The organism is Pelagibacterium flavum (genome assembly GCF_025854335.1).
Taxonomy (GTDB): Bacteria; Pseudomonadota; Alphaproteobacteria; order Rhizobiales; family Devosiaceae; genus Pelagibacterium; species Pelagibacterium flavum.
This window is the reverse complement of sequence record NZ_CP107716.1, coordinates 1,448,789-1,470,016: the sequence shown is the minus strand read 5'-3', so window position 1 is coordinate 1,470,016 and position 21,228 is coordinate 1,448,789. Positions and strand designations below refer to the sequence as shown.

Here is a 21,228-nt window from a genome sequence, read left to right as displayed (position 1 = left end):
TTGGGGGTATCGAGCGCCGGGAGGGCGTAGCCCGAGCGGTGTTCGATACCCCCAACATTGCGTTTTTCAGGACGTGCGGCTGGCTTTGCGTGCCCGGCTTTGGGCGAGGCGATAGCTGTCACCATTCATCTCGAGGATGCTGACGTGATGGGTCAGGCGGTCGAGGAGCGCGCCGGTGAGGCGCTCGGACCCGAAGGTCTCGGTCCATTCGTCGAAAGGCAGATTGCTGGTGATCAGGGTGGAGCCGCGCTCGTAACGCTGCGAGATCAACTCGAACAGCAACTCGGCCCCGGTCTTGGACAGCGGCACGAAGCCCAGTTCGTCGATGATGAGCAGCTTGTAGCCAGCCATCTGCTTCTGGAAGCGCAGAAGGCGACGTTCGTCGCGCGCCTCCATCATCTCGCTGACCAGGGCGGCTGCGGTGGTAAAGCCGACGGACAATCCCCTCTGGCAGGCTGCCAGGCCAAGACCGATCGCAACATGGGTCTTGCCCGTGCCACTGGGTCCGAGCGCGATAACATTCTCGCGCCTTTCGATCCATTCGCAGCGCGCCAGTTCCAGCACCAGCATCTTGTTGAGCTTGGGGATGGCGGCAAACTCGAAGCTGTCGAGGCTTTTGGCGGCCGGGAACCGGGCGGCCTTGATGCGACGCTCGACCATGCGCCGTTCCCGGTCGATCAGTTCGAGTTCGACAAGTCGGGCAAGATAGCGGACATGATCCACGTCCTCGAGCGCGCATTGGCGGGCAAGCTTGTGGTGCTCGCGCAGGAAGGTCGGCAGCTTGAGCGCTTTGAGGTGGCTGGCAAGCAGGAGTTCGGGAGCATCGCTGCTCATGCCAGTTCCTCCTCGCGGTCCAGCAGACCCATATAGGCCTTGGCCGAGGTCGTCTCGACACTGGCTCTGGGCAGATAGGGGTAGATGGCAAGGTCGAGCCTGGGTGGCCGGCGTTCGGCCCGGCACAGGACGAGATGCTTGATGGCATCGAAGCTTATGGCGCCCAGGTGCAGCGCCTGCTTTATGGCCGCATGCAGGTCGGCCAGATCGAAGCTTTCCAGAAGACGCAACACTTGCACATAGGCGCGCCGGCCCTGCTTGCCCATCCGCGCTTCCATCAGGCGACGCAGTGTGGCGAACGCCTCGGGAAGTTCCCAGCCCTGGAGCGGGGCCGCCTGGTCGAGCGCATTGATCTTGTGCTCGATCAGCGGCAGGTAATGCAGTGGGTCAAAGACGATGTCTTCGCGCCCATAACTGCGCGGATGACGGGCGATGGTCTCCCCGCCGCAGCCGATCACCACCTCATCGACATAGCCACGGATCCAGGCGTCCTGATGGCCATAGGCAACAGGGACGGAATAGTCGTTGGTTCTGTAGCGCACCAGCGCCTGGGAGGAGACCCGGCCGCTGGCCTGGTCGCAGGCCTCGAAGGGCGATGCCGGCAGCGGCCGCATCGCCGCCAGATCGCGTTGCAGCCGTTCGCCGATCGTCTCGCTCTCCCCGCGTAGCCGATCGCCCTGGCGCCTGCGGCACTGCTCCTCGAGCCACAGGTTGAACGCGTCCCAGGTTGCAAATCGGGGGATCGGCACCATGAAGTTGCGGCGGGCATAGCCCACAAGTCCTTCAACACTGCCCTTGTCATTGCCCTTGCCGGGGCGGCCATAACGGTCCCGGATCAGGTAGTGGGACAAAAACCCGCTGAACAGCGTTGCCCGCTTGCGCGTGCCGTCAGGAAGAATTTTTGCCACCAGGCAGCGGTCGTTGTCGTAGACGATCGATTGCGGCACTGCGCCCAGAAAGGCGAACGCGTGGATATGGCCGTCCACCCATGCTTCAGCCACAGCTGCCGGATAAGCCCGGACATAGCAGGCGTCGCTGTGGGGCAGATCGAGCACGAAAAAGTGCGCCTTCTGTTCCACCCCGCCGATGATAACCACAGCCTCCCCGAAATCGGCCTGTCCATGTCCGGCAGGATGGGCCAGCGGCACAAATACTTCCTGACCGCGCCGGTCCCGCTCGCGCATGTAGTCCTTGATGATCGTGTAGCCGCCGGCAAACCCATGTTCGTCACGAAGGCGATCAAAAACGCGTTTGGCCGTATGACGCTGCTTGCGCGGGACCGCCCGGTCCTCGTCAAGCCACCGATCAATGATCGCGATGAACGCGTCCAGCTTCGGGCGTCGCACCGGCGCCTGCCGCCGATAGCCCGGCGGAACAGAATACGCCATCATCTTGCGAACCGTATCGCGCGAGATGCCGAAATGCCTGGCTGCTTCGCGCTGGCTCATGCCGCCATCGCAAGCCAGACGAACCTTCAAATATAAGTCCACGGTGTAGATCCCTCGTCCCTCCCGCACAAATTGCAGAAGGAAAATAGGTGGACGACTTTTAAGCCGCCCGCAGCAGGACAATCCAGCCGCTACCGTGGACTAATTTTGCACCGCCGTTCTCAAGATTGCGGGGTAATGTCGTCGTTGAAGTGAACTGGAGCGACTTTACAGCACCTGACAGCGACATCGTTTACACGTCCGGATTCAACGATTCCGAGGGATCGATGCCGCGCACGCGGACGTCCGGAACAAATAACCCGTTGCGGCCGGTAATGTGATTGCGATTGATGGAATGTCGCTCGCCGGGACTGCGCCGGCAACGCTGGCAGCGTCCCCTTGCTGCCCGCTTAATTGAAGCGGGCACGGTTAGCGCGGAATTCAGCCAAATTGCGCGCCTTGCGCTCGCACTCGACCTCAGCTTCGAGCTCCCGCACGCGGGCCTGAAGCGCGGCGATCGTCGCATCATGGCGATCGATGATTTTTTGTGCTTTCTTCTCAAGCGTTGCGAGATTCCGACTGTATGCGCGAGCCAAACCGAATTCGACTTCTGTGATACCTACTGCCATGTCGGCCTCCAACTACTGGACTATGATCTAATACCATAGTAGAACAATAGATCGTTTCTGGCGTACCCGTGCAGCCGCATTTATTTCTAAATTTATGCTTCCGCAGCCAATGAGCCAGCTCGCGGTATTGCAAACGACCCTCGCACATCGCCTTCCATCTTCCAGTCGGAAGCAGCATGTCGTCTCCTAAGCGGTGGGCAGTGAACTCCGGCGAACCGACCGGCAGCTACCATGTCACAGATCGCATCCGGATCCCTGCCCGGGCGCAGGAGCTAATCATTGGTCATCCTCTTGTCTTCGCGAAAAGAGTGCCTCACGCAGTGTTCTAAGCTTGGGCGAAGCCTCCTTTTTTGCTCGGCGTTCCTCGAGGCCCCGAATAAGATCGGCGATCTGATTCATCTGCGTTGACATGGGAGGATAGCTCGGAATTCGGCGTTCAGTCTTGGGAGACAAACCCGAACTGCTCGCTTTCTCATCGTCAGCCACTATATTCTCCTTTTTATCGAATGGGTTGCGGCCCGCTTCTACCGAGGACAGGAATTTCAATCCAACACACGCTTACCCCGCCCTCTTAAGCATCGATGTGGCTTTGAGGGTCGCTGCGCGAGCAGAAATTGGTTGCACCGAGGCTCATGGCCCTACATCATCCTAGTGCCCAACAACAGAGTGTCTGTAGGATCCAAGCAGCAAGGTGACATCTCATGGGCATTGCGATGAACCACCCCTTATTTCACTCGACGGTAAGCGACTTTTGCAGGCAAACCGTATTTCCTTGCGATCCGCAGTAACATCCCTGTCAATTCTCTAAACATTAATCCACATCTTGATGTCAAATATCCGACAGCGCCACTTTTCTGATGCTCGTGACGCCGCGTTCAAACGCGTCGCACGATGGACGCAATCAGTTGAGGCCCTTCCCGGCGAGGACGCCTTGTTCAGCCATTGCTTTAATGAGGTGATGAAGTGCAAGCAGCCGCTGTCTTTGCTTGAGAAGAAAAAGATCGCTGGCCAAATTGCTGCATCCATTCGCAAGAATTTCGATCCGGCAAAGCGGCGTCCGCCGCCTAAAACCAGTCGCACAGATCGATACGCACGGGATTTGGAACTGTTGAGGAGCCATTTGGCGCGGAGTGAAGGTGAGAGCGCACCTTCCTATCGCGCGTTGGCCCTCCGCTATGAGATGAGCCCAAACAGTGTAAAGCGGATAGTTCGTAGCCACTTGGGACCAACTGATGCCCAGTGGCGACGGAGCGGTGCTCTTACCGACGAAGCTCGAATTACAGTTCGATACCTGGATTCTCACTTACCCGTCGAAGGTCTGCATTTCGTCCATCATGACGATCTTGAGAAAGCCGTTCTGACCGCAATGGGCCTGGATCTCTACGAAGCTCACCGCGACGCGAAACTCGATATCGATGGGATTGCGAAAGAAATAGCTGAACATCAACTTGGACTGCAATTGATAGCGGTTGCAACTGGCATTCTGATTTCGCGTGGTCGGAAAATCACTGAGAGGCAAGCACGAGAATGGCTTGGAAAGAGGCGACACATCAGCCAGAAGCAACTTCCGAAATATGCCTTGTCGAAGCGCAATTTAGTGTTCAGCGACTTGGCCATGGTGGTCCGCACCACTTTCGAACACGTGCATGCACTGGATATCGGGGAGTTCGTGCGAATCTCCCTCTTTCCGGTGGCAGCCGTGAATGATCATATCCTCGACAATATGATAGGTACCGACTCGACGTTCTATAACCTCGAACGACTGAAAGTACACGATGTAGAAGGGGTCGAACGTTCGATCCGATTAGCTCAGAATGCGTTATATCGGCAAGGTGACGGCGGCGCATTCGAATGGGCCGCGACACATAATCCTCGGGATGCAGACGCGATCTTAGCCATTCGCTTGCTGCTGCAGACGCTGGATGCTCGAGAGAATCCACATGCTGCGGTCCTCGATTGGATTGATGAGACGAGCTATGTCGAGAAGATCTGGTTTGACATCCTTCCTGGCAGAAAGGTTTCAGATGTCACTGTGTTTTTGGCTCATCTTGATGCATTCACGGAAGCCTATGGCGCGGGTAGCATTTCCGATCGTGAGATCCTGGGTCAACTGGCAAGGATGTCATATGATGCTGACTAGCATCAGCGCAAGAAGGACGAGCCTCAAGGCAACCGCTGTTGTAACGTTTTACATAATGCTAACTAGGCCGGCTGGAATGGTCGCACCTTTTACCCTGCTGCTTGACCTACCACATCGGTCCTATGTTCCGAAAGTTTTAGTATTATGTAAAACGTTACAGACACTTCCCTTCACACGGGTCCGCCCTAATGCTGTAGCCTCGCGACCATCTGTCCCCGCATTGATCTCCACGAACCTGATGCGTAGCACCACAGTCCGCGGCGCATCCGCCGTTTCCAACCGAGACCCAGCCTACATTGCGCCAACGTCAGACCAGCGGCTTCTGCAGGCCCGGAACTAAAGCCGCGATCGAGCCACTGGATCATCGCAAATGGCCGCGAGACCTAGCACTCGTTGCCCATCGGACTTGGGATTGAAGATCGAAAGGCGTGATCCTGCCTCCTGCAGCACTGAAGCCTTCTCGTCGTATCAGCCTGAGCTGATAGCCATCGGAACCGTGACACAATCGTAAGCGCCCCTAGGGGGCAAACATCGAAGCTCATCCGGCGGCTACTCCATATCGGGCACCGGACCAAAGCTGAACAGCACAGTAGGCTCGCCATATTCGCCGATATCCGGCTTGGCTTCGCGTGACCATGCAATCACTGCCGGATAGGCATTCACCAAAGAGCCGGCTTCGATCTTTGCACGCCCCTCGTTCTGGAACTCTCTGGGCTCAAATGCCGGACGCATCCCCCCTTCCCCATCGTCCTCGAACGCCATCACCACGATCAGTTTGCTGGGCGCTGTCGCCTTTTCCATTCAAGTCCCTTTCCAGTTCTGCAATCAACGCCAGGCAGGTCTGTTCGCCAATATCGGCATTCTCGGCTTCACGCCAACGCGCCGGCACACGCTGGAACGCTTCCAGCCGCTTTCGGTAACGCGCCAAGAGCCTGCGGCGCATGACGATGTTTGGCCCTGACCTCGGCACCATACTCATGCCGCTTCATCCGCTTTTTGTCCCACTGCGACGATCTTCAATACACCATCGGGCAAAGGACGTTGGAGTTGGACGGCGTCTTCCCATGGGGCAGTCAGCCAGGTCTCGATGTCTTCTGGCGTCGTTAAAATGACAGGCATCGCCTTGGGATGGATGGCTGCGACCTCCGCATTGGGGTCGCAGGTCAGAAAGCCATAGAGATCGGCTGTCACCTCGCCTTCCTTGACCTTGCGGGTCGAGGTCCAGGCCATCACGTGAATGCCGGCAAAAACTGCGAGCGGTCGGCTCTCATCCAGAGCAAACCACGTATCGCCACGCTTCTTGCCGTCAGCGCCCGGCAAATGATCGAACTCGGAAAAGCTCGTAAACGGCACCACGCAGCGATGTTCTGTGCCCAGCCATCGGCGCCAGTGTGGGCTCCTGGTGTTTCTGATGTTGGTGACGCCAGGGTCGGTCTTTTTCCCCTTAAGCACAAATTGCGGGCTCGGCATTCCCCATCTGGCCATGGCCAACTCACGCACCCCGGCGACGTTGCGGACGACAGGAGCGGCATAGTCCGGGAAAATGCCCGGCAATGGCGCCATGTTGCCGACGCTGTCGGAGACCGACCTGGCGCGCGTCAGATCAATCACCGACTGGCGGGCCGAGGTGTGGCTGTAGAGATTGCACATGATCGCCTCCTTGCGCTCTGATCACATCTTAAAAATGCGCGCAGTGCAATCTTGTTCTATCTTTGTTCTCGTCTTATGACTCGCGGTCTCGTCGCTGTGAATCGAAAACGACATGTTCAAACAAACCGACACCATTGCAGCGTTTGGACCTCCGCTTCTGGTTATCGAATGCGTCCAGTGCAACCGGCGGGGCCAGATGCAGCTGCACACCGCCGTGCGCCGGTTTGGCATGATCACCATAGCCGATCTCCTAAAGCGCGTCGCCGAGGATGGCGGTTGCCCCTCGGTCGCGAGGAACCAGTGCACGGCCTTTGTGCAGCCGACACCGGTTACCTACTGGGCGAAGCTCTCTGATGCGCAGGACAAGGGCTGGCGCCCAGTCCTTGTGTGTCAGCGCCGGCACTATGCGTTCAAACGGGTTCGAGCCTGCCCTGCCGTCGCTTTGGATCGGACGACGCTTGTCGGCACGCACGGTCGGCAGTGCAGCCTCGAGCGCCTTGAGCGCTGGGCACGATGCCCACAATGCGACTCCGGCGGCGCCACCATCCGGTGGATTTTGCCCGGCGATGATACCCAATTCCGTGACCCATCCGAGATGGTGCAATTGTGATGCATGCCAACCCGATCACACAGCCGACAGAACTCCGACATGCGATAACGCTGGCCGGCCGCGATAGCGCCTGGCCAGAGCTGACCGATCAGGAGGCGCTGGCCATGTATATCCTGGGCTTTCGCTTTTCGATATTTGATCCTGACAAGGGCGAGTATCGGCTGTCTATACCCTATACGACTGTGCGAACGATCGATCGCGATGAACTGATGTTCATTCAAGATGCTGAGCGCTAGTCCCCTCAACGCAGCAGGAGCACCGGACGTGGCCGAACCCGAGGTGGGACAGGACGGCATACGCAAGATCATCCACGTCGACATGGATGCCTTCTTTGCCTCGGTCGAACAGCGCGATGATCCCGCACTGCGTGGCAAGCCGGTAGCCGTGGGTGGCGCGAAAAAACGGGGTGTCGTCGCGGCCGCCAGCTATGAGGCACGCCAGTTCGGCGTCCGTTCGGCCATGCCATCGGTCACAGCGGCGCGCAAATGCCCCGAGCTGATCTTCGTCAAACCACGGTTCGAGGTCTATAAATCGGTCTCTGCGCAGATCCATGAAATCTTTGGAGAATACACCGCGCTCATCGAGCCCCTTTCGCTTGATGAGGCCTATCTCGACGTCACCGAGAATTTTAAAGGAATGGCGATCGCCAGCGAGATTGCCGAAGCGATCAGGGCAAGGATCTTTGAGGTGACAGGTCTGACCGCCTCTGCCGGGATCTCCTACAACAAGTTCCTCGCCAAGATGGCGTCTGGGCACAACAAGCCCAATGGCCAGTTCGTCATCACGCCGGCGAAAGGGCCGGCGTTTGTCGAAACTCTGCCGATTGAGAAATTCCACGGCATTGGCCCGGCCACGGCAGCGCGGATGAAAGCACTCGGCATCCAGACGGGAGCCGATCTCAAGGCAAAACCCCTGCCCTTCCTGCAGGAGAAATTCCGGTCATCGGGCAGCTATTACTACTGGATTGCCCGCGGTGTTGATCATCGCCGGGTCAAAGCCGATCGCATTCGAAAATCGGTGGGAGGCGAGAACACCTTCTTTGACGATGTGCACGCGCTGTCCGAAGCCAGAGAAAAACTGGCGCCCATCATCGACAAGGTCTGGCGCCATGCCGAGGCCAAAGCGCTCTACGGGCGCACGTTGACCCTGAAAGTCAAATATTCTGACTTCGAAATCATCACCCGCAGCCGCACCATGCCGCACGCTTTGCGGACCCTGGGTGAAGTCGAAGCCGTCGCCCATGCTCTGCTCGACCCGGTGTTTCCGGTCGCAAAAGGCATACGGCTGCTTGGGGTAAGCCTGTCAGGCTTTGCTGAGAGTTCAGAGCGAGAGAATAATGCCGAGCAGTTGAGTTTGGCTTTGTAGGTTCGTGCCGTCGATGCTGCAGCTTCCGAGAGTTACGTGTCCTCAGCTGACGCGCATTGGGATTGAGCAAACGTCTTTAATGCGCCAGTATCGCTCGAACCATCCGGGGGGCAGTGCATGGATTGGGCGAAGCGAACTGCGCAAAGCATCCTCGGCGATGTCGTCCAGCCGTTCCATCCTCTGTCTGTCCGGTCCATTCAAAGTCTTCTTGTCGATGCGCTGCGTACGGCAGCAGCCATGCCGAGCGGCCAGGCCATCTCCATTGAAGACTGGGAGGCTATGGCCAGCCGTCTTTTGTCGCCGATGGATGGGCATATGGATCCCGAGCACATTGAGGGGCTGCATTCTCGGATAACCGGCGCTCTTATTGCCTCGCTGGGACGACCCGAAGAGGTAGTTGAGCGGAAGTCTGTGTTGGCCAAGTAGGCCGTACATCTGCCCAAAACAGTGGCACAGACGCTTCATCAAGAACTTGCCTTTGGCGTTTCAAAACACGGTAGGCAGGCGATGCCGGACGCCTAAGCGCACAACTGTGGCGTCCGATCTCATTTCCGTGCCGCGCCCCCACTCACCACATGCTGCGCATCTTTGCTGCGATATCAACACGTGTCGGCTGGGATGGCGCAAGATCGGCACGCACCGGTGTCACTGGCGGCCAGAGCACATCGTCGAACAAATGCGTCAATGACCGCGGGATGAAACGGGTGCGTTGGGCATAAAGATGCCTGTCGCCATGGCGCGACTGCTGGGTCACGTAGAACTTTTGCGGCACCAGCAGGTGCAGCTCGTCCTTGGCCCGAGTCATGGCCACATAGAGCAGACGGCGCTCTTCTTCGAGCTCTTCGGTCGTTCCTGCGCCCAGGTCCGAGGGCATACAGCCATCGACCACATTGAGCACATGGACCGACTTCCACTCCTGCCCCTTGGCCGAGTGAATGGTCGAAAGAATGAGGTAGTCTTCATCCCGAAGCGGGACACCCGGCTGGTCGCTGGTGGCGTCGGGGGGATCGAGGGTGAGATCGGTCAGGAAGCGGTCGCGGCTCGGATACCCGCTCGCGATCTGTTCGAGCTGAATGATGTCGGCAGTGCGAATGTGTGCGTCTTCATACCCGGCCTCCAGCAGCGGCTCATACCACTGGCGCACATAGGACAGTTCGAGCGGCCAGGCGATCTCTTTCCCAGACAACCGTCCAAACAGCGTGACAAGGTCGGTCCAGTGCTGCCCGGCCTTTAAGGGCTTAGGCACCTCGGAGAGCGCCCAGACCGGATCTGAACTTGTGTCCAGGGCATCAAGAACCCGCCCCGCCGTGCCTGGGCCCACTCCCGGTATCAACTGCAGCATCCGAAAGCCGGCAACGCGATCGCGCGGGTTTTCCACCCAGCGCAGGACGGCCAGCATGTCCTTGATGTGGGCTGCATCGAGAAATTTGAGCCCGCCGAACTTGACGAAGGGTATGTTGCGGCGGGTCAATTCGATCTCGAGCGGACCTGAATGGCTGGAGGTTCGGAACAATACAGCCTGCTCCTTGAGCGGGGTGCCCGCCTCACGCGCCTCAAGAATGGATGTGGCAATGTAGGCAACTTGGTCGGCACCATCTCGGACAGTGACCAGCTGAGGCTTGGCCTCCGACTGGCGCTCGGACCAAAGGTTCTTGGTGAAGCGCTCGGTCGCCTGCTCGATGACCGCGTTGGCCGCAGCAAGGATCGGTTGGGTCGACCGATAATTGCGGTCCAACGTGACGATTTCGGCATTGGGCGAAAACGATACCGGGAAATCGAGAATGTTTCGAACCGTAGCGGCCCGAAACGAATAGATGGATTGGGCGTCGTCACCCACCACCGTCAGCCCCTGCCCGCTTGGGCGCATGGCCAGAAGAATCGCAGACTGAAGCCGGTTGGTGTCCTGATATTCATCGACAAGGATATGGTCGAACTGGTCGGACACGGCCTGGGCAATCGCCGGCTCATCCATCATCACGGCCCAGTAGAGCAGCAGATCATCGTAATCGAGAACGTTCTGGGCCTGCTTGGCGGCGACATAAGCACCGAACAACGTCCTAAGTTCGGCGCCCCACATGGCACACCACGGGAATGTCTTTTCCAGCACCTCGTCAAGGTCGGCCTGAGCGTTGACCACCCGAGAGTAGATCGACAGGCACGTGCCTTTGGTCGGAAACCGAGAGGCAGTCTCGCTCAACTTGAGTTCGTGCCTCACAAGATTCATCAGATCGGCGGCGTCTTCGCGATCATGGATGGTGAACGCAGGATCGAGGCCGATCTGATGGGCATGTTCGCGCAGCAGCCGAGCACCAATGCCATGGAACGTGCCCGCCCAGGTCAGCGCATCAGTCACAGCGCCCGATCCCACTCCGAGGACACGCGCGGCGATGCGTTCCACACGTCGGCTCATCTCGGTCGCTGCCCGGCGCGAAAAGGTCAAAAGCAGCATACGTCGAGGGTCGGCGCCGTTGACCATCAGATGCGCCACACGATGGGCCAGCGTGTTTGTCTTGCCGGACCCCGCGCCAGCGATCACCAGCAACGGTCCGGGTGCGGAGGCCCCTACCCCATGCTCAACCGCCTGGCGTTGGTTGGTGTTCAACACATCCAGATAGCTCGTGTCGGTGGCGACGAATCGATCAATGACAGACATGCAGTATCGAACCGCATTCCCGTTTTGTTCGCAACAGGTGATATTGGGCTGCTTTTGGAGCGCTGAAATGCTGCGTTCATTTCGAACGCCTATCTTCGATATGTGTGCGATTGGATGCGTGAAGGCGTATTGATCATACCAACGGATTCCGACCGCGAACCCGTCCTGCTGTCATTCTTCACCCAATCTGTGATCCTGCCGCCCGGGGGTGAACCTGTCGGTGTCGCCGACATACGCCAGATCGGTGCAATCGGCCGCGAATACGCCGACCGGCCCGGGACATCCCAGGCCCTTACGATTAAGGCATGCGCCGACGTGCTGAGCGATCTCGGGCTCGGGGCGGGGCAGTTCGGCTGCATCGGCGACCGGACTGCCGACCGGTTCTGGCCGGCCTTGTCGGAGCACCTGCCAAAGTCTCGCATGGAGACCGCCAATTCCATAATCGACCGCATGCAGAAGATCCGTTCGCGGCGCGAAATCGAGATGTTCCGCGCCGCCGCACAATTGATTTCCATCGGGACGCAGGCGGCCTATCACGCGACGCGGCCGGGGGTGTCGGACCAGGAAATCCTGGCGGCCTTTACCTTCGCCCAGATGGCGCGCGGCGGCGAGACTGGCGATGGCTATCAGATCGGCATCAACCAATACGGCACCCATTGCGGAAAACCCTATGGCCGCGTCGTCCGACCGGGCGATCTGGTCAATCTCTATGTGTCCAACGTCACTTATCAGGGCTACACGGCCCAGACCGCCCGAATGATCGCTGTGGGTGAAATTACAGAACGACAAGAGCTCGTTCTCGATGTGTGCACGAAGGGCGTCAAACGTGCAGAAGCGTTGATCAAGCCGGGAGCGTCGATGAGCGACGTTAACAACGCGGCGTTCGCACCGTTTGTCGAGAACGGCTTGCTCGACTCTCCGGCGGCTCGAACTATGCCCTACAATTGGAGCACGGCTCCTGACGGGGGACCTCTCGCCATCCCCAGAGGCAAGGTGAGTGAGCCCGATTGGGAAGCCAAGGGGCGCTCGCTCGATCACATCTATCCCGCGCTCGCCGGTCCCCATAATCCCAATCTCGGGCATTCTGTGTGAATAGCCCCTAGATTTCTGGACGCCTTCTTCCCTAAATTTGAGGCAAGGAGGCCATGATGCGGTCTGGCAATTTCAGTGATGAGTTCAAGCGTGATGCGGTCGCGCAGATTACCGAGCGGGGATACCCCGTTGCGGAGGTTTCGAAGCGTCTCGGCGTGAGCCCGCATTCGCTCTATGCTTGGAAAAAGAAGTTCTCTAAGCCCTCGGGATCGGACGATGTGGATCAAACAGCAGAGATCCGGCGACTGAAGAAGGAACTGGCGCGCGTCACCGAGGAGCGCGACATCTTAAAAAAAGCCACCGCGTATTTCGCCAAGGATGCAAAGTGAGATACGCGTTCATTGCCGAGCATCGCCAGCAGTTCACGGTTCGGGCAATGTGCCGTTGCCTGCGCATCCGACCCAGCGGTTTCTACGCGTGGCTGAAGAATCCGCTGAGCAAGCGGGCGTTGGAAGATGCACGTCAGACGGAGCTCATCAGCAATGCCTGGAAGGAAAGCGGCAGGGTCTATGGCTACCGCAAGCTCCATGACGACCTTCTCGATCAGGGAGAGACCAGTTGTGCCAACCGCATTGCTCGTCTTGCGAGGCTTGCCGGGATCAAGGCGCAGATCGGCTACAAGCGACGGCCCGGCTCCTATGGCGGCAGGCCCTCGATCGTGGTCGACAATACCTTGGCCCGCCAGTTCGATGTGGAGGCTCCAGACAGGGCGTGGGTGACCGACATCACCTACATCAGAACCCAGGAAGGCTTTGCCTATCTGGCCGTTGTCATCGACCTGTTCTCACGTCGTGTCATCGGCTGGTCAATGCACAGCCGCCAGACAACCGACGTCGTGTTGCAGGCTTTGCTCATGGCAGTGTGGCGTCGAAAGCCCAAGAACAAGGTCCTGATTCATTCCGACCAGGGTTCCCAGTTCACCAGCATGGACTGGGCAGCATTTCTCAAGCATCACAATCTTGAGCATTCAATGAGCCGACGGGGGAATTGCCACGACAACGCTGTGGCAGAAAGCTTCTTCAATCTGCTCAAGCGTGAGCGGATACGGCGCAGAACCTATCGAACACGCCAAGAGGCAAGGCAGGACGTGTTCGACTACATCGAAATGTTCTACAACCCAAAACGAAAGCACGTCCGGAACGGGATGCTGTCACCCGTCGAGTTCGAACGACAGCAGGAAAACTAACCCGAGGGTGTCCACGAAACTCGGGGCTATTCAGTGGGCATGGCCGGAGCACAAAATAGCTTCAATGTCTCCTCGCACAATTACGACACGCTGGAAGAGGGAATGGTCTTCGTTTTGCACGCTCAGTGGCTTGAGCCACTCAGTGCTGGCGCGAACATCGGGGATTGCTATCTGGTGACCAAAGATGGCTTTGAAAATCTCAGCCGCCACACGCCGCTTGAGACGTACCGCGTGGCGGCATGAGTATGAGCGAGGACTTCCGACACTTTGATTTTGCTGAACTCACGCCGCGAGAGCGCTACAAATGGCTAATCGGCACGGTGATCCCGCGGCCCATTGCGTTGGTCACCACCTTAAGCAGTGCCGGCAAACCCAATGCGGGGCCCTTCAGCTTCTTCAATGTCCTAACCCACGATCCTGCGATCGTGGGAATTGGCATTGAGAACAAGGCTGATGGCGCGCTCAAGGACACCGCCCGCAATATCCGGGATACCGGGGAGTTCATCGTCCACATTTGCGATACCGCGCTCGTCGAAAAAATGGAGATTTGTGCCATCAAGTTCGATGACGACATCGACGAGCTGGAGGCGGCCGGGTTGGCCACCCGCCCCGGGCTATCCGTCCGCGCGCCGCGCATTCTGAAGGCACCCACAGCACTTGAGTGCAAACGCATGTTCACGCTCGAAGTCAGCCCAGCCCGCCAAATCGTTCTGGGCGAGGTCGTCGGCATCCATGTGCGTCAAAACCTGGTCAACGACAATCTGCATGTCGACCAGATTGGCATGGATGCAGTCGGGCGGCTCGGCGGACACTCCTATAGTCGAACTTTCGACCAGTTCGAGCACGTCACGCTCACCCCTGAGCAGTGGCACACTGCATAGAGCCGAGCGGCTGGCACAAAGGCATGACTTTCCGGGTGTGGTCCGTCCGGATCTCTCAATGCTCGTTGGGGGCCGCAAGCTGCCTGTCCGGTTCTGGCCGTAGTGTCAGATAAGCCGTCGTTCCGCATCCGACCCCATTTCGGTCATTCGGGGCGCGCACCATGTTGCCCAGAAGCGGACGTGAGCCTATTCCCCGCCAGCACAAGTAGTCGCTCAAATATGCTTGAACGTAGCGACGAAGCAGTACAGTTCTGAGGTCGTTGAGCACCGAGACGGGGAGATTGCTCGAGCTCAACAGCTCTTGGGGAGGGTGTTTTGGCTCGAGAAGGTCGAACACGGTGGTTGCGCCGTTCATATCCCGATCTTTGAGCGCCAACCAGTATCAACGCACGCCGCTTGTTGCTGTGACTAAGGACCTCCTTTCTTTTCACTGCTTCGGCGACAGGAAGGTGCGTGTCCGTACGATCCAGCAGTTCACGCTCCACCGTTTGAGTAGTCGAATACGCCTATTACTTCGGACGTCCTCGCTCATGACCGCAAATTGAGCGCAATAAATCGAACAGAAGGCATCAAACAAACACGCAGCCGTTCCCCGAAAGCGTACGATCCACCCATCCTCGATCTAAAGTACCTTCTAAGGTCGAGGCCATTTGAACGTCCTCGGCCTGCTTTTTCTTTTCTGCACGATCAAGAATCGCTTGCGCCTGAAGTCTAGGCAACGCGAGCACTCCGTCACCATCGCCCATAATCAAATCGCCAGCTTCAAGCGTCATGCCGTCGATTGCGATTGCAAATCCTATCTCTCCCGGCCCGTTCTTGTATGGCCCTCTATGGGTGATCCCCACTGCAAAGACAGGGTAGTCGTCAGAGCGGATCGCTTGGTAGTCGCGGATAGCACCGTTGAGCACGAAGCCGGCTACGCCACGCTTCCTGGCGTGTGCTATGATCAACTCCCCGATCAAGGCGTTGGTCGTGTCGCCACCGGCATCGCACACGATCACATCTCCCGGCTTGGCCATGTCGACCGCCTTGTGCAGCATCAGATTATCCCCTGGTCTGCACCGCACGGTCAGAGCTGGGCCAGCAAGAAGGCCATCCCTGTGCATGGGGCGCAAACTGGCGCCGCCGGCAAACATTCGTCCCATGCAGTCGCTGACATTTGCCACTGGCAAGGCGCTGGCCCGCTTGATAACCGTCGCATCGACGCGGTCCCATTCCTGCCTCACCCGAAAACCTTCACTCATTGGACTTTCCCACTTCAAGTATCTGTTGATCTAGTTTCAGCGCCCCAACGTTCATTGAGGTGTCACTAAGGCAAATCGAGGCTCCTCCCCTCCGAGAACCCGGATGACATCGTTTGCCGCGGTAGTGGCCATGAGAACGCGAGTCTCCTGCACGCTTGCGCCAAGATGGGGGGAAAGTGCCACATTTTCGAGCTTGAGAAGTGGATTGTCAGGCTGCACCGGCTCCTGCTCGAACACATCGAGGCCAGCTGCGCCTAAGCGCCCATTGGCCAAAGCATCGTAAAGCGCGGCTTCATCTATGATCCCTCCGCGGGCGGATAGCACGAGCACAGCCGTGGATTTCATCTTGGCTATTGCGTCGGCGTTGATCAGTTTGTGCGTGCGCTCGGTTAACGCGCAAGTGAGCGCAATAAAATCGGACTCGGCCAGGATTTCATCCATCTCCACATAGCGGATACCCAACTCCTCTTCGACCTCGGGCTGGCGGCGGACGTCGAAATAGCGCACGTCCATGTCAAACCCCTTGGCGCGTTTTGCCATGTGCTGGCCAATCCGGCCAAGGCCGACAATCCCCATGGTCTTATAGGATACATCATAACCCATGAAGCGCTGCGCGACCCATGTTCCGGCCTCAGTCCATTGCCCGTCACGTACGAACCGGTCGGCGAGATGGAGCTTGCGCGCAGCATTGATCATCAATCCGAACGTCAAGTCCGCAATCGTGTGGGTGTGAACAGGCGTCACAGTCACATAAACGCCGCGCTGGCGCGCCTGGTCGAGATCAATGTTGTCATAGCCCACACCGCGACGCGCCGCGATCTTGAGCTTGGGAGCATGCGCGAAGGCCTCGGCATCGAGCTGCTCGGTGTGCCAGACAAAGATCACACCATCGACATCGGCAATGCCATCGAGGAACTCGGTGCGCGTGAGGGGACGCTTGACGCCGCTGCATATCACCTCGATGCCTGCTGCCTGGAGTTGTTCCACTGCCTCGGTCTCGAGTGGCTGAGTGATAAAAACCTTCATTTGGCCTCTCCCGCATTTGGCCGGAACGATGTCACAAGCGCTCCCGTCTCGGGGTCGATACCACGTTCGATCTCGATCCCGCTGACCTCGACGATGAAAAGGTCAAGCGTTGTCAGGGTAATCGTACCCGTCTCGATATGACCTCCATAGATCACATCGTCCTTCCCGCTTATGACCGCGTGATAGTGGATATTAAGCCTGTCAGGCGTGTCACCAGGTGAAACCAGCCCCTGCCCCGTCAGAAGGCTGTGGGGACCGTGGAGGGTTAGAAATTCATTGTAGCCCAGATCGGGGTCCCGACGCATGCGGGCGATATAGTGTAGGTGAACCCTCTTGAAGCTACCGATCGAGGTGGTGATCTGGCCACGAAGGATCCCGTGTTCCAGACATACCCTTTCGATAGCTTCGAGCACATCCTGATCGGGGTGAATACGCGCGGCGAGTACGCGGCCGACTGAGCCCACTGCCGCTGTATGATACGATGATTGCTGGGACATAACAGCTCCTAGACGGCGTTGACGACGGCTTCAATGTCCGCGAGCGAAAGCCACCGATAGCTATTTTTCTTGAGCAACAAGGGCACTTCTTTCATCGTGCGCGCATCGTAGGTCGGGTCCTCGGTCGTCAACCAGTACCGGGTACTCGGAATTAGCGCGACTGCGGGATTAAACGCCCAGGCAATGTCGAAAATCTTCTCGGGTTTGTTGCCCAGAAAAACAATCTTGCCATGCATCTGCCCCCGCATTTGGAATGCGACTGGCACCGCTTCTTCAATCTCCCAACCCTGCTTTTCCATCGCCACGAGCGCGTGTTTGCGGATGATGTCGGGATGCAGCGAGGTTTCGACATTGGCGTGAATATGAACCACGTCGGGGTGCTCGTTGAGCGCGCAGTATTTTTCCCAAGCCTTGCTTTGAAAATAGGCTTCGACCTCAGCTTCGTCCGACGCTGAGAGTTCGGTTCGGAATGGATACTTTTTATAAAAATCAACCATGAAGCTCTCGCCCCAGGTCTCGACATTTTCAGCTCGGTCGGCTGGCGCGATCAAATCGGTTTCGCTGTAGCTCCAAAGCAGATCGAAATGGGGCATGCCATGGGGCTCAATACCGTGGATCGAGCCGGAATCGGCCACCTGACCCGAGGTGAAGATCTCGATCTTGCGATGGACCGGTTGGCCCCGCTTGGCAAAGTAACCCTTCACGATCTCCTCAAGAGCAAGGGGGTGAATCTGGGTCTGGATGTAGGTGTGAATGTGATAAACGGGTTCGTCTGGCTGCTTGAGTGCCTCAATGGTGCGTTGCCATTGCGCAGAATGGAAGTAGGCCGCGATAGCTTGGACTTCTTTGGTGCTAAGTGTTGTCATGATCGATACTCCTGACGCAATTTCTGAGCTTCTAAAAATTGGGAATGGTTGGGTCATCCGGTAGGTTTGACGGCTGGCCGACGCCATGAGCGCCAAGCCTTGGCAATAATCGGGCCACCAAAAGCGAGAACAATGATAGCGATCAACACGAGGGATGGCGGTCGGGAGACGATAAACGAAGCAACGTCTTGGCCAGCGACGCGTGCGAGCGTCATGGTCTGGCGGAATCCTTGTTCCGCAATAGGGCCCAGAAGCATTCCCAGAACAATAGGGGCCGGATGGAAGCCGCCTTTTCGGGCGAGATAGCCAAGCAGACCGAAGGCCAGCATCACCCACACATCAAACAGGCTATTGTTGATTGCATAGGAACCCACGACACTCAGGCCAATGATCAAGGGGGTGATGACGCGCGGGGAGACGCGCGAGATCAAGGCGAGGTATCGAGCGCTTGAGATGGCAAGTACGCCCATGACGATATTGGCGATCACAAAGCCGAAAATGATCGAGTATGTCAGTTCGGCTTGCTGGGTGAACAGGCTCCGGCCGGGGGTCAAGCCCTGAATAAGGAACCCGCCCAAAAGAACAGCCGTTGCGATATTTGCAGGGATACCAAGGGTCATTAGAGGGATCATCGCCCCGCCAGTCACCCCGTTGTTGGCTGCTTCAGGTGCAGCGACACCTTCGAGCGAGCCCTTGCCGAACTCGGACCTGTTTTTTGAAAACCGCTTGGCCTCATTATAAGCGACCCAAGAGCCGATCTCGCCCCCCGCTCCGGGAAGAACACCAACGCCCATTCCAATCGCCGAACCGCCAAAAATTGCCCCTCGTACAGACTTGAGCTGAGCCCGGGTTGGTAAAATTCGTCCCAATGTCGACGGACCCGTCGTCTGATGGGTAGGCTCATTGCCGGGTTCGAGCTGGATGAGCACCTGGGACATGGAAAAGAGACCGATCATGGCGGGCACCAGCGAGATTCCACCCTGCAATTCGGTTATTCCAAATGTGAACCGGTTAAATCCGGTAAAGACGTCGATGCCAACAGTGCCGACGAGCAGACCAAACACACCCGCTGCCAACGCTTTGATGATCGGCCCATCGACCACGCCAGCGATGATTGAAAGGCCAAACACGGCGATCAGAAAATACTCTGGCGCACTGAAAAACAGTGAAACCTGTGCCAATGGCGGGGCAATTAAGAGCAACGCCAATGCACTCAACGTTCCGCCCGTCGCTGAGGCAATCGCGGCAATCCCGAGCGCAAGCCCGCCCTGCCCCTTCCGCGTGAGCTGATAGCCGTCAATTGCGGTTGCAGCCGCCGAAGGTGTGCCTGGTGTGTGCAAAAGTATAGCCGGCACCGACCCGCCAAACATCGACCCAGCATAGATCGCGATAAGCAGGACAATGCCCGACAAAGCGTCCATGGTGAATGTCACAGGGATCATGAGCGCAATCGCCATGGTTGCCGAAAGTCCTGGCAGCGCGCCAACCACAATGCCAGCGAAGGTGCCCAGTGTGATCAACGCGAGCATGGGCGGAGAAAACAGGGTGCCAAGAACACTTAAGAGCAATTCAAATGTCATCTCACTCTCCTAGAACACCACGCCACGGGGCAAAGGCACGCCAAGCTGCCAGGCGAAAAGAAGGTAGGCAAACACCGTAAATCCCAAAGAGACAGCGAGCGGACGTATGACACCCACAAGCCCTATGAGTTTGGCTACGCTGGCAACAAAGACCGCGGTTGATAGCCAGAAACCGGCAAATGGAAGCGACCAAACATAGAGCGCTGTGGCTGCCAAAACGACTAGAGGCCGGGCCATGGCAACGGGCGTGTATCCAGTCTCGTCGGGGGCGGTAGTCACCGGCTTGTCCTGGCGCAGTCTCACCGACTTTCGGATTCCATCGATGAGCACCACAGCGGCGAAAGTGGAAAGAACCAAGATAAGGGCTCGAGGATAGAGGGCGATCGATTCAAATCGTGCAGTTGCCCCATACGCTCCAGCACTAAAAGCCATAAGCAGCAGGGCAATTGGGATGTCGTGATGCACACGGGCCAGCATTTGCGATTTCCTTGAACTGGCCCGGGATCAGGACGATCCCGGGACACTTGCACAAATCGGAAGGAAGATTATCTCCAACCCAATTCTGGCAGGAGCTCAATAATCTCGGCTTCTGAATTGGCCACCATTTGATCCAGCTCATCGCCTGACAGGTCGTCTGCTTGCAGGCCAACCTGTTCAAGGTTCTCAATGTGCTCTGGCGTGGTCTGCGCCGCGATCAATGCATCGACAAGTTCTGCGCGAACATCTTCAGGCACCCCGTTTGGCACGGCAATCGCGCGCCGGAGCAAACGATCGAACTCGACATCCGTAACTTCGGTGACGGTAGGCACATCGGGGAGTAGCGACACGCGTTCGGGACCGAACACGCCGATGGGAAGCAATTCACCGCTGTCAAACGAACTTACCGCATCCGCGATACCGGCGATCAGAACATCGACATGACCTCCAAGCACCGCTGGAATAGAATCTCCGGTGCCACCTGAGTGGACAAATTCAAAGTTAGTGTCGAGCCGCGCGTTCATTTGCAGGCCGGCGAAATGAGTGGCCGAACCAACGCCGCTGCTTGTCGAAGAGGTCGGATTTTCCTTCGCATATTCGACCAAACTCTCCAGATCGGAGAACCGCTCGTCGTTGGCTCGGATTGCAATCACGCCGGCATCGACCACGTGGTTGGTGAGGAAATCAAAATCCTCCCACGTTTCGGTACGCCCCGCATCAGGATTGAGATATCCGACGATGAGGTTGGGCAAGTTGATGTAGCCGATCGTGTAGCCATCGGGCTCGGCTGCTGCAAGTGCTGCCCAGCCGACCCAACCTGCTCCACCCGCACGATTTTCGACAACAATCGAAGTATCCAGTGCGTCTCCAAGTGGCTCCTGAAGCAGACGGGCAGATAGGTCCGTGCCGCCGCCGGCGGCATACGGCACAATCAACCGAATCGGAGCGTTGGGATAGTCTTGCGCCGTGGCCGGCAAGGCCAGAGCCGCGACCGTCAGCGCAGCCACTGCGGCCACTACGACTTTGGGTGTGTTGTTCATGTTCATATTCTCCTCCTTTTGAACACTGGGG

The 21,228-nt window shown here is 57.8% G+C and carries 20 protein-coding genes and 2 pseudogenes; 9 read left to right on the top strand and 13 right to left on the bottom strand.

The genetic code is table 11. From position 1 onward, the window contains the following. Window positions 1-66: 66 nt before the first annotated feature. From istB to OF122_RS07290, 3 genes are all read right to left on the bottom strand, one after another. Window positions 67-834, bottom strand: a complete 768-nt coding sequence (gene istB, locus OF122_RS07300; protein ID WP_264224574.1) for an IS21-like element helper ATPase IstB — start codon at window positions 832-834, stop codon at window positions 67-69. Next, the gene (istA, locus tag OF122_RS07295) at window positions 831-2,324 is read right to left on the bottom strand and encodes an IS21 family transposase (protein ID WP_264224573.1); all 1,494 of its coding nucleotides are present in this window, start codon (window positions 2,322-2,324) and stop codon (window positions 831-833) included. Before istA ends, istB begins: the two co-directional genes overlap by 4 nt. A gap of 347 nt (window positions 2,325-2,671) precedes the next feature. Beyond that, the gene (locus tag OF122_RS07290; protein WP_264227117.1) at window positions 2,672-2,890 is read right to left on the bottom strand and encodes a hypothetical protein; all 219 of its coding nucleotides are present in this window, start codon (window positions 2,888-2,890) and stop codon (window positions 2,672-2,674) included. Window positions 2,891-3,716: 826 nt separating this feature from the next. Here OF122_RS07290 and OF122_RS07285 point away from each other — a divergent pair. Further along, window positions 3,717-5,030 (top strand): hypothetical protein, encoded by a 1,314-nt coding sequence (locus OF122_RS07285; RefSeq protein WP_264227116.1) that lies wholly within the window; start codon window positions 3,717-3,719, stop codon window positions 5,028-5,030. Between the two features lie 549 nt (window positions 5,031-5,579). Here OF122_RS07285 and OF122_RS07280 read toward each other — a convergent pair. Beyond that, window positions 5,580-5,831 carry a hypothetical protein gene (locus tag OF122_RS07280; protein ID WP_264227115.1) on the bottom strand — a complete coding sequence of 84 codons (252 nt, stop codon included), beginning with the start codon at window positions 5,829-5,831 and terminating at the stop codon, window positions 5,580-5,582. A 174-nt stretch (window positions 5,832-6,005) separates the two neighbouring features. Beyond that, on the bottom strand, window positions 6,006-6,680 hold the full coding sequence (locus OF122_RS07275) for an SOS response-associated peptidase (RefSeq protein ID WP_264227114.1): 675 nt from the start codon (window positions 6,678-6,680) through the stop codon (window positions 6,006-6,008). Between the two features lie 112 nt (window positions 6,681-6,792). Here OF122_RS07275 and OF122_RS07270 point away from each other — a divergent pair, with 112 nt between their 5' ends. The 4 genes from OF122_RS07270 to OF122_RS07255 all read left to right on the top strand — a co-directional run bounded on the left by OF122_RS07270 (window position 6,793) and on the right by OF122_RS07255 (window position 9,081). Continuing rightward, complete coding sequence (locus OF122_RS07270) at window positions 6,793-7,290, top strand: hypothetical protein (protein ID WP_264227113.1); 498 nt, start codon at window positions 6,793-6,795, stop codon at window positions 7,288-7,290. Next, complete coding sequence (locus OF122_RS07265) at window positions 7,290-7,526, top strand: hypothetical protein (RefSeq protein ID WP_264227112.1); 237 nt, start codon at window positions 7,290-7,292, stop codon at window positions 7,524-7,526. The genes OF122_RS07270 and OF122_RS07265 overlap by 1 nt, the downstream gene beginning before the upstream one ends. Further along, the gene (gene dinB / locus OF122_RS07260; RefSeq protein ID WP_408636318.1) at window positions 7,513-8,655 is read left to right on the top strand and encodes a DNA polymerase IV; all 1,143 of its coding nucleotides are present in this window, start codon (window positions 7,513-7,515) and stop codon (window positions 8,653-8,655) included. The genes OF122_RS07265 and dinB overlap by 14 nt, the downstream gene beginning before the upstream one ends. A 117-nt stretch (window positions 8,656-8,772) precedes the next feature. Continuing rightward, on the top strand, window positions 8,773-9,081 hold the full coding sequence (locus OF122_RS07255; RefSeq protein WP_264227110.1) for a hypothetical protein: 309 nt from the start codon (window positions 8,773-8,775) through the stop codon (window positions 9,079-9,081). A 142-nt stretch (window positions 9,082-9,223) separates the two neighbouring features. Here the strand turns inward: OF122_RS07255 and OF122_RS07250 are convergent, their stop codons facing one another. Beyond that, the gene (locus OF122_RS07250; protein ID WP_264227109.1) at window positions 9,224-11,308 is read right to left on the bottom strand and encodes an ATP-dependent helicase; all 2,085 of its coding nucleotides are present in this window, start codon (window positions 11,306-11,308) and stop codon (window positions 9,224-9,226) included. An 81-nt stretch (window positions 11,309-11,389) separates the two neighbouring features. Between OF122_RS07250 and OF122_RS07245 the strand changes: the two are divergent. The 4 genes and pseudogenes from OF122_RS07245 to OF122_RS07230 all read left to right on the top strand — a co-directional run. Next, window positions 11,390-12,397 (top strand): annotated as a pseudogene (locus OF122_RS07245) (M24 family metallopeptidase); the annotation flags it as partial. 59 nt (window positions 12,398-12,456) lie between these two features. Beyond that, window positions 12,457-13,586 (top strand): IS3 family transposase gene (locus OF122_RS07240; protein ID WP_264224916.1). Its coding sequence is split into 2 segments (ribosomal slippage): window positions 12,457-12,700 and window positions 12,700-13,586, totalling 1,131 coding nucleotides; the frame shifts between segments, so codons are not numbered across the junction. A 24-nt stretch (window positions 13,587-13,610) separates the two neighbouring features. Continuing rightward, a pseudogene (locus OF122_RS07235) lies at window positions 13,611-13,829 on the top strand (aminopeptidase P family protein); the annotation flags it as partial. Next, window positions 13,826-14,467: a flavin reductase family protein gene (locus OF122_RS07230; protein ID WP_264227108.1), complete on the top strand. Its 642-nt coding sequence runs from the start codon at window positions 13,826-13,828 to the stop codon at window positions 14,465-14,467. The pseudogene OF122_RS07235 and the gene OF122_RS07230, both read left to right, overlap by 4 nt. A 569-nt stretch (window positions 14,468-15,036) precedes the next feature. On the opposite strand, the gene OF122_RS07225 is transcribed toward OF122_RS07230, so the two are convergent. From OF122_RS07225 to OF122_RS07195, 7 genes are all read right to left on the bottom strand, one after another. Continuing rightward, window positions 15,037-15,711, bottom strand: a complete 675-nt coding sequence (locus OF122_RS07225; RefSeq protein ID WP_264227107.1) for an RraA family protein — start codon at window positions 15,709-15,711, stop codon at window positions 15,037-15,039. 51 nt (window positions 15,712-15,762) lie between these two features. After that, entirely contained in the window at window positions 15,763-16,737 is a 975-nt protein-coding gene (locus OF122_RS07220) for a 2-hydroxyacid dehydrogenase (protein ID WP_264227106.1), read from the bottom strand. Further along, the gene (locus OF122_RS07215; protein ID WP_264227105.1) at window positions 16,734-17,234 is read right to left on the bottom strand and encodes a PPC domain-containing DNA-binding protein; all 501 of its coding nucleotides are present in this window, start codon (window positions 17,232-17,234) and stop codon (window positions 16,734-16,736) included. Before OF122_RS07215 ends, OF122_RS07220 begins: the two co-directional genes overlap by 4 nt. Before the next feature lie 8 nt (window positions 17,235-17,242). Then, window positions 17,243-18,100, bottom strand: coding sequence for a hypothetical protein (locus OF122_RS07210; RefSeq protein ID WP_264227104.1), 858 nt, complete (start codon window positions 18,098-18,100; stop codon window positions 17,243-17,245). A 53-nt stretch (window positions 18,101-18,153) separates the two neighbouring features. After that, window positions 18,154-19,680: a tripartite tricarboxylate transporter permease gene (locus OF122_RS07205; protein ID WP_264227103.1), complete on the bottom strand. Its 1,527-nt coding sequence runs from the start codon at window positions 19,678-19,680 to the stop codon at window positions 18,154-18,156. Between the two features lie 9 nt (window positions 19,681-19,689). Further along, a complete protein-coding gene (locus tag OF122_RS07200; protein ID WP_264227102.1) occupies window positions 19,690-20,157 on the bottom strand; it encodes a tripartite tricarboxylate transporter TctB family protein in 468 nt (155 codons plus the stop codon). Between the two features lie 68 nt (window positions 20,158-20,225). Beyond that, window positions 20,226-21,203 (bottom strand): tripartite tricarboxylate transporter substrate binding protein, encoded by a 978-nt coding sequence (locus tag OF122_RS07195; protein WP_264227101.1) that lies wholly within the window; start codon window positions 21,201-21,203, stop codon window positions 20,226-20,228. Between the last annotated feature and the right edge of the window lie 25 nt (window positions 21,204-21,228).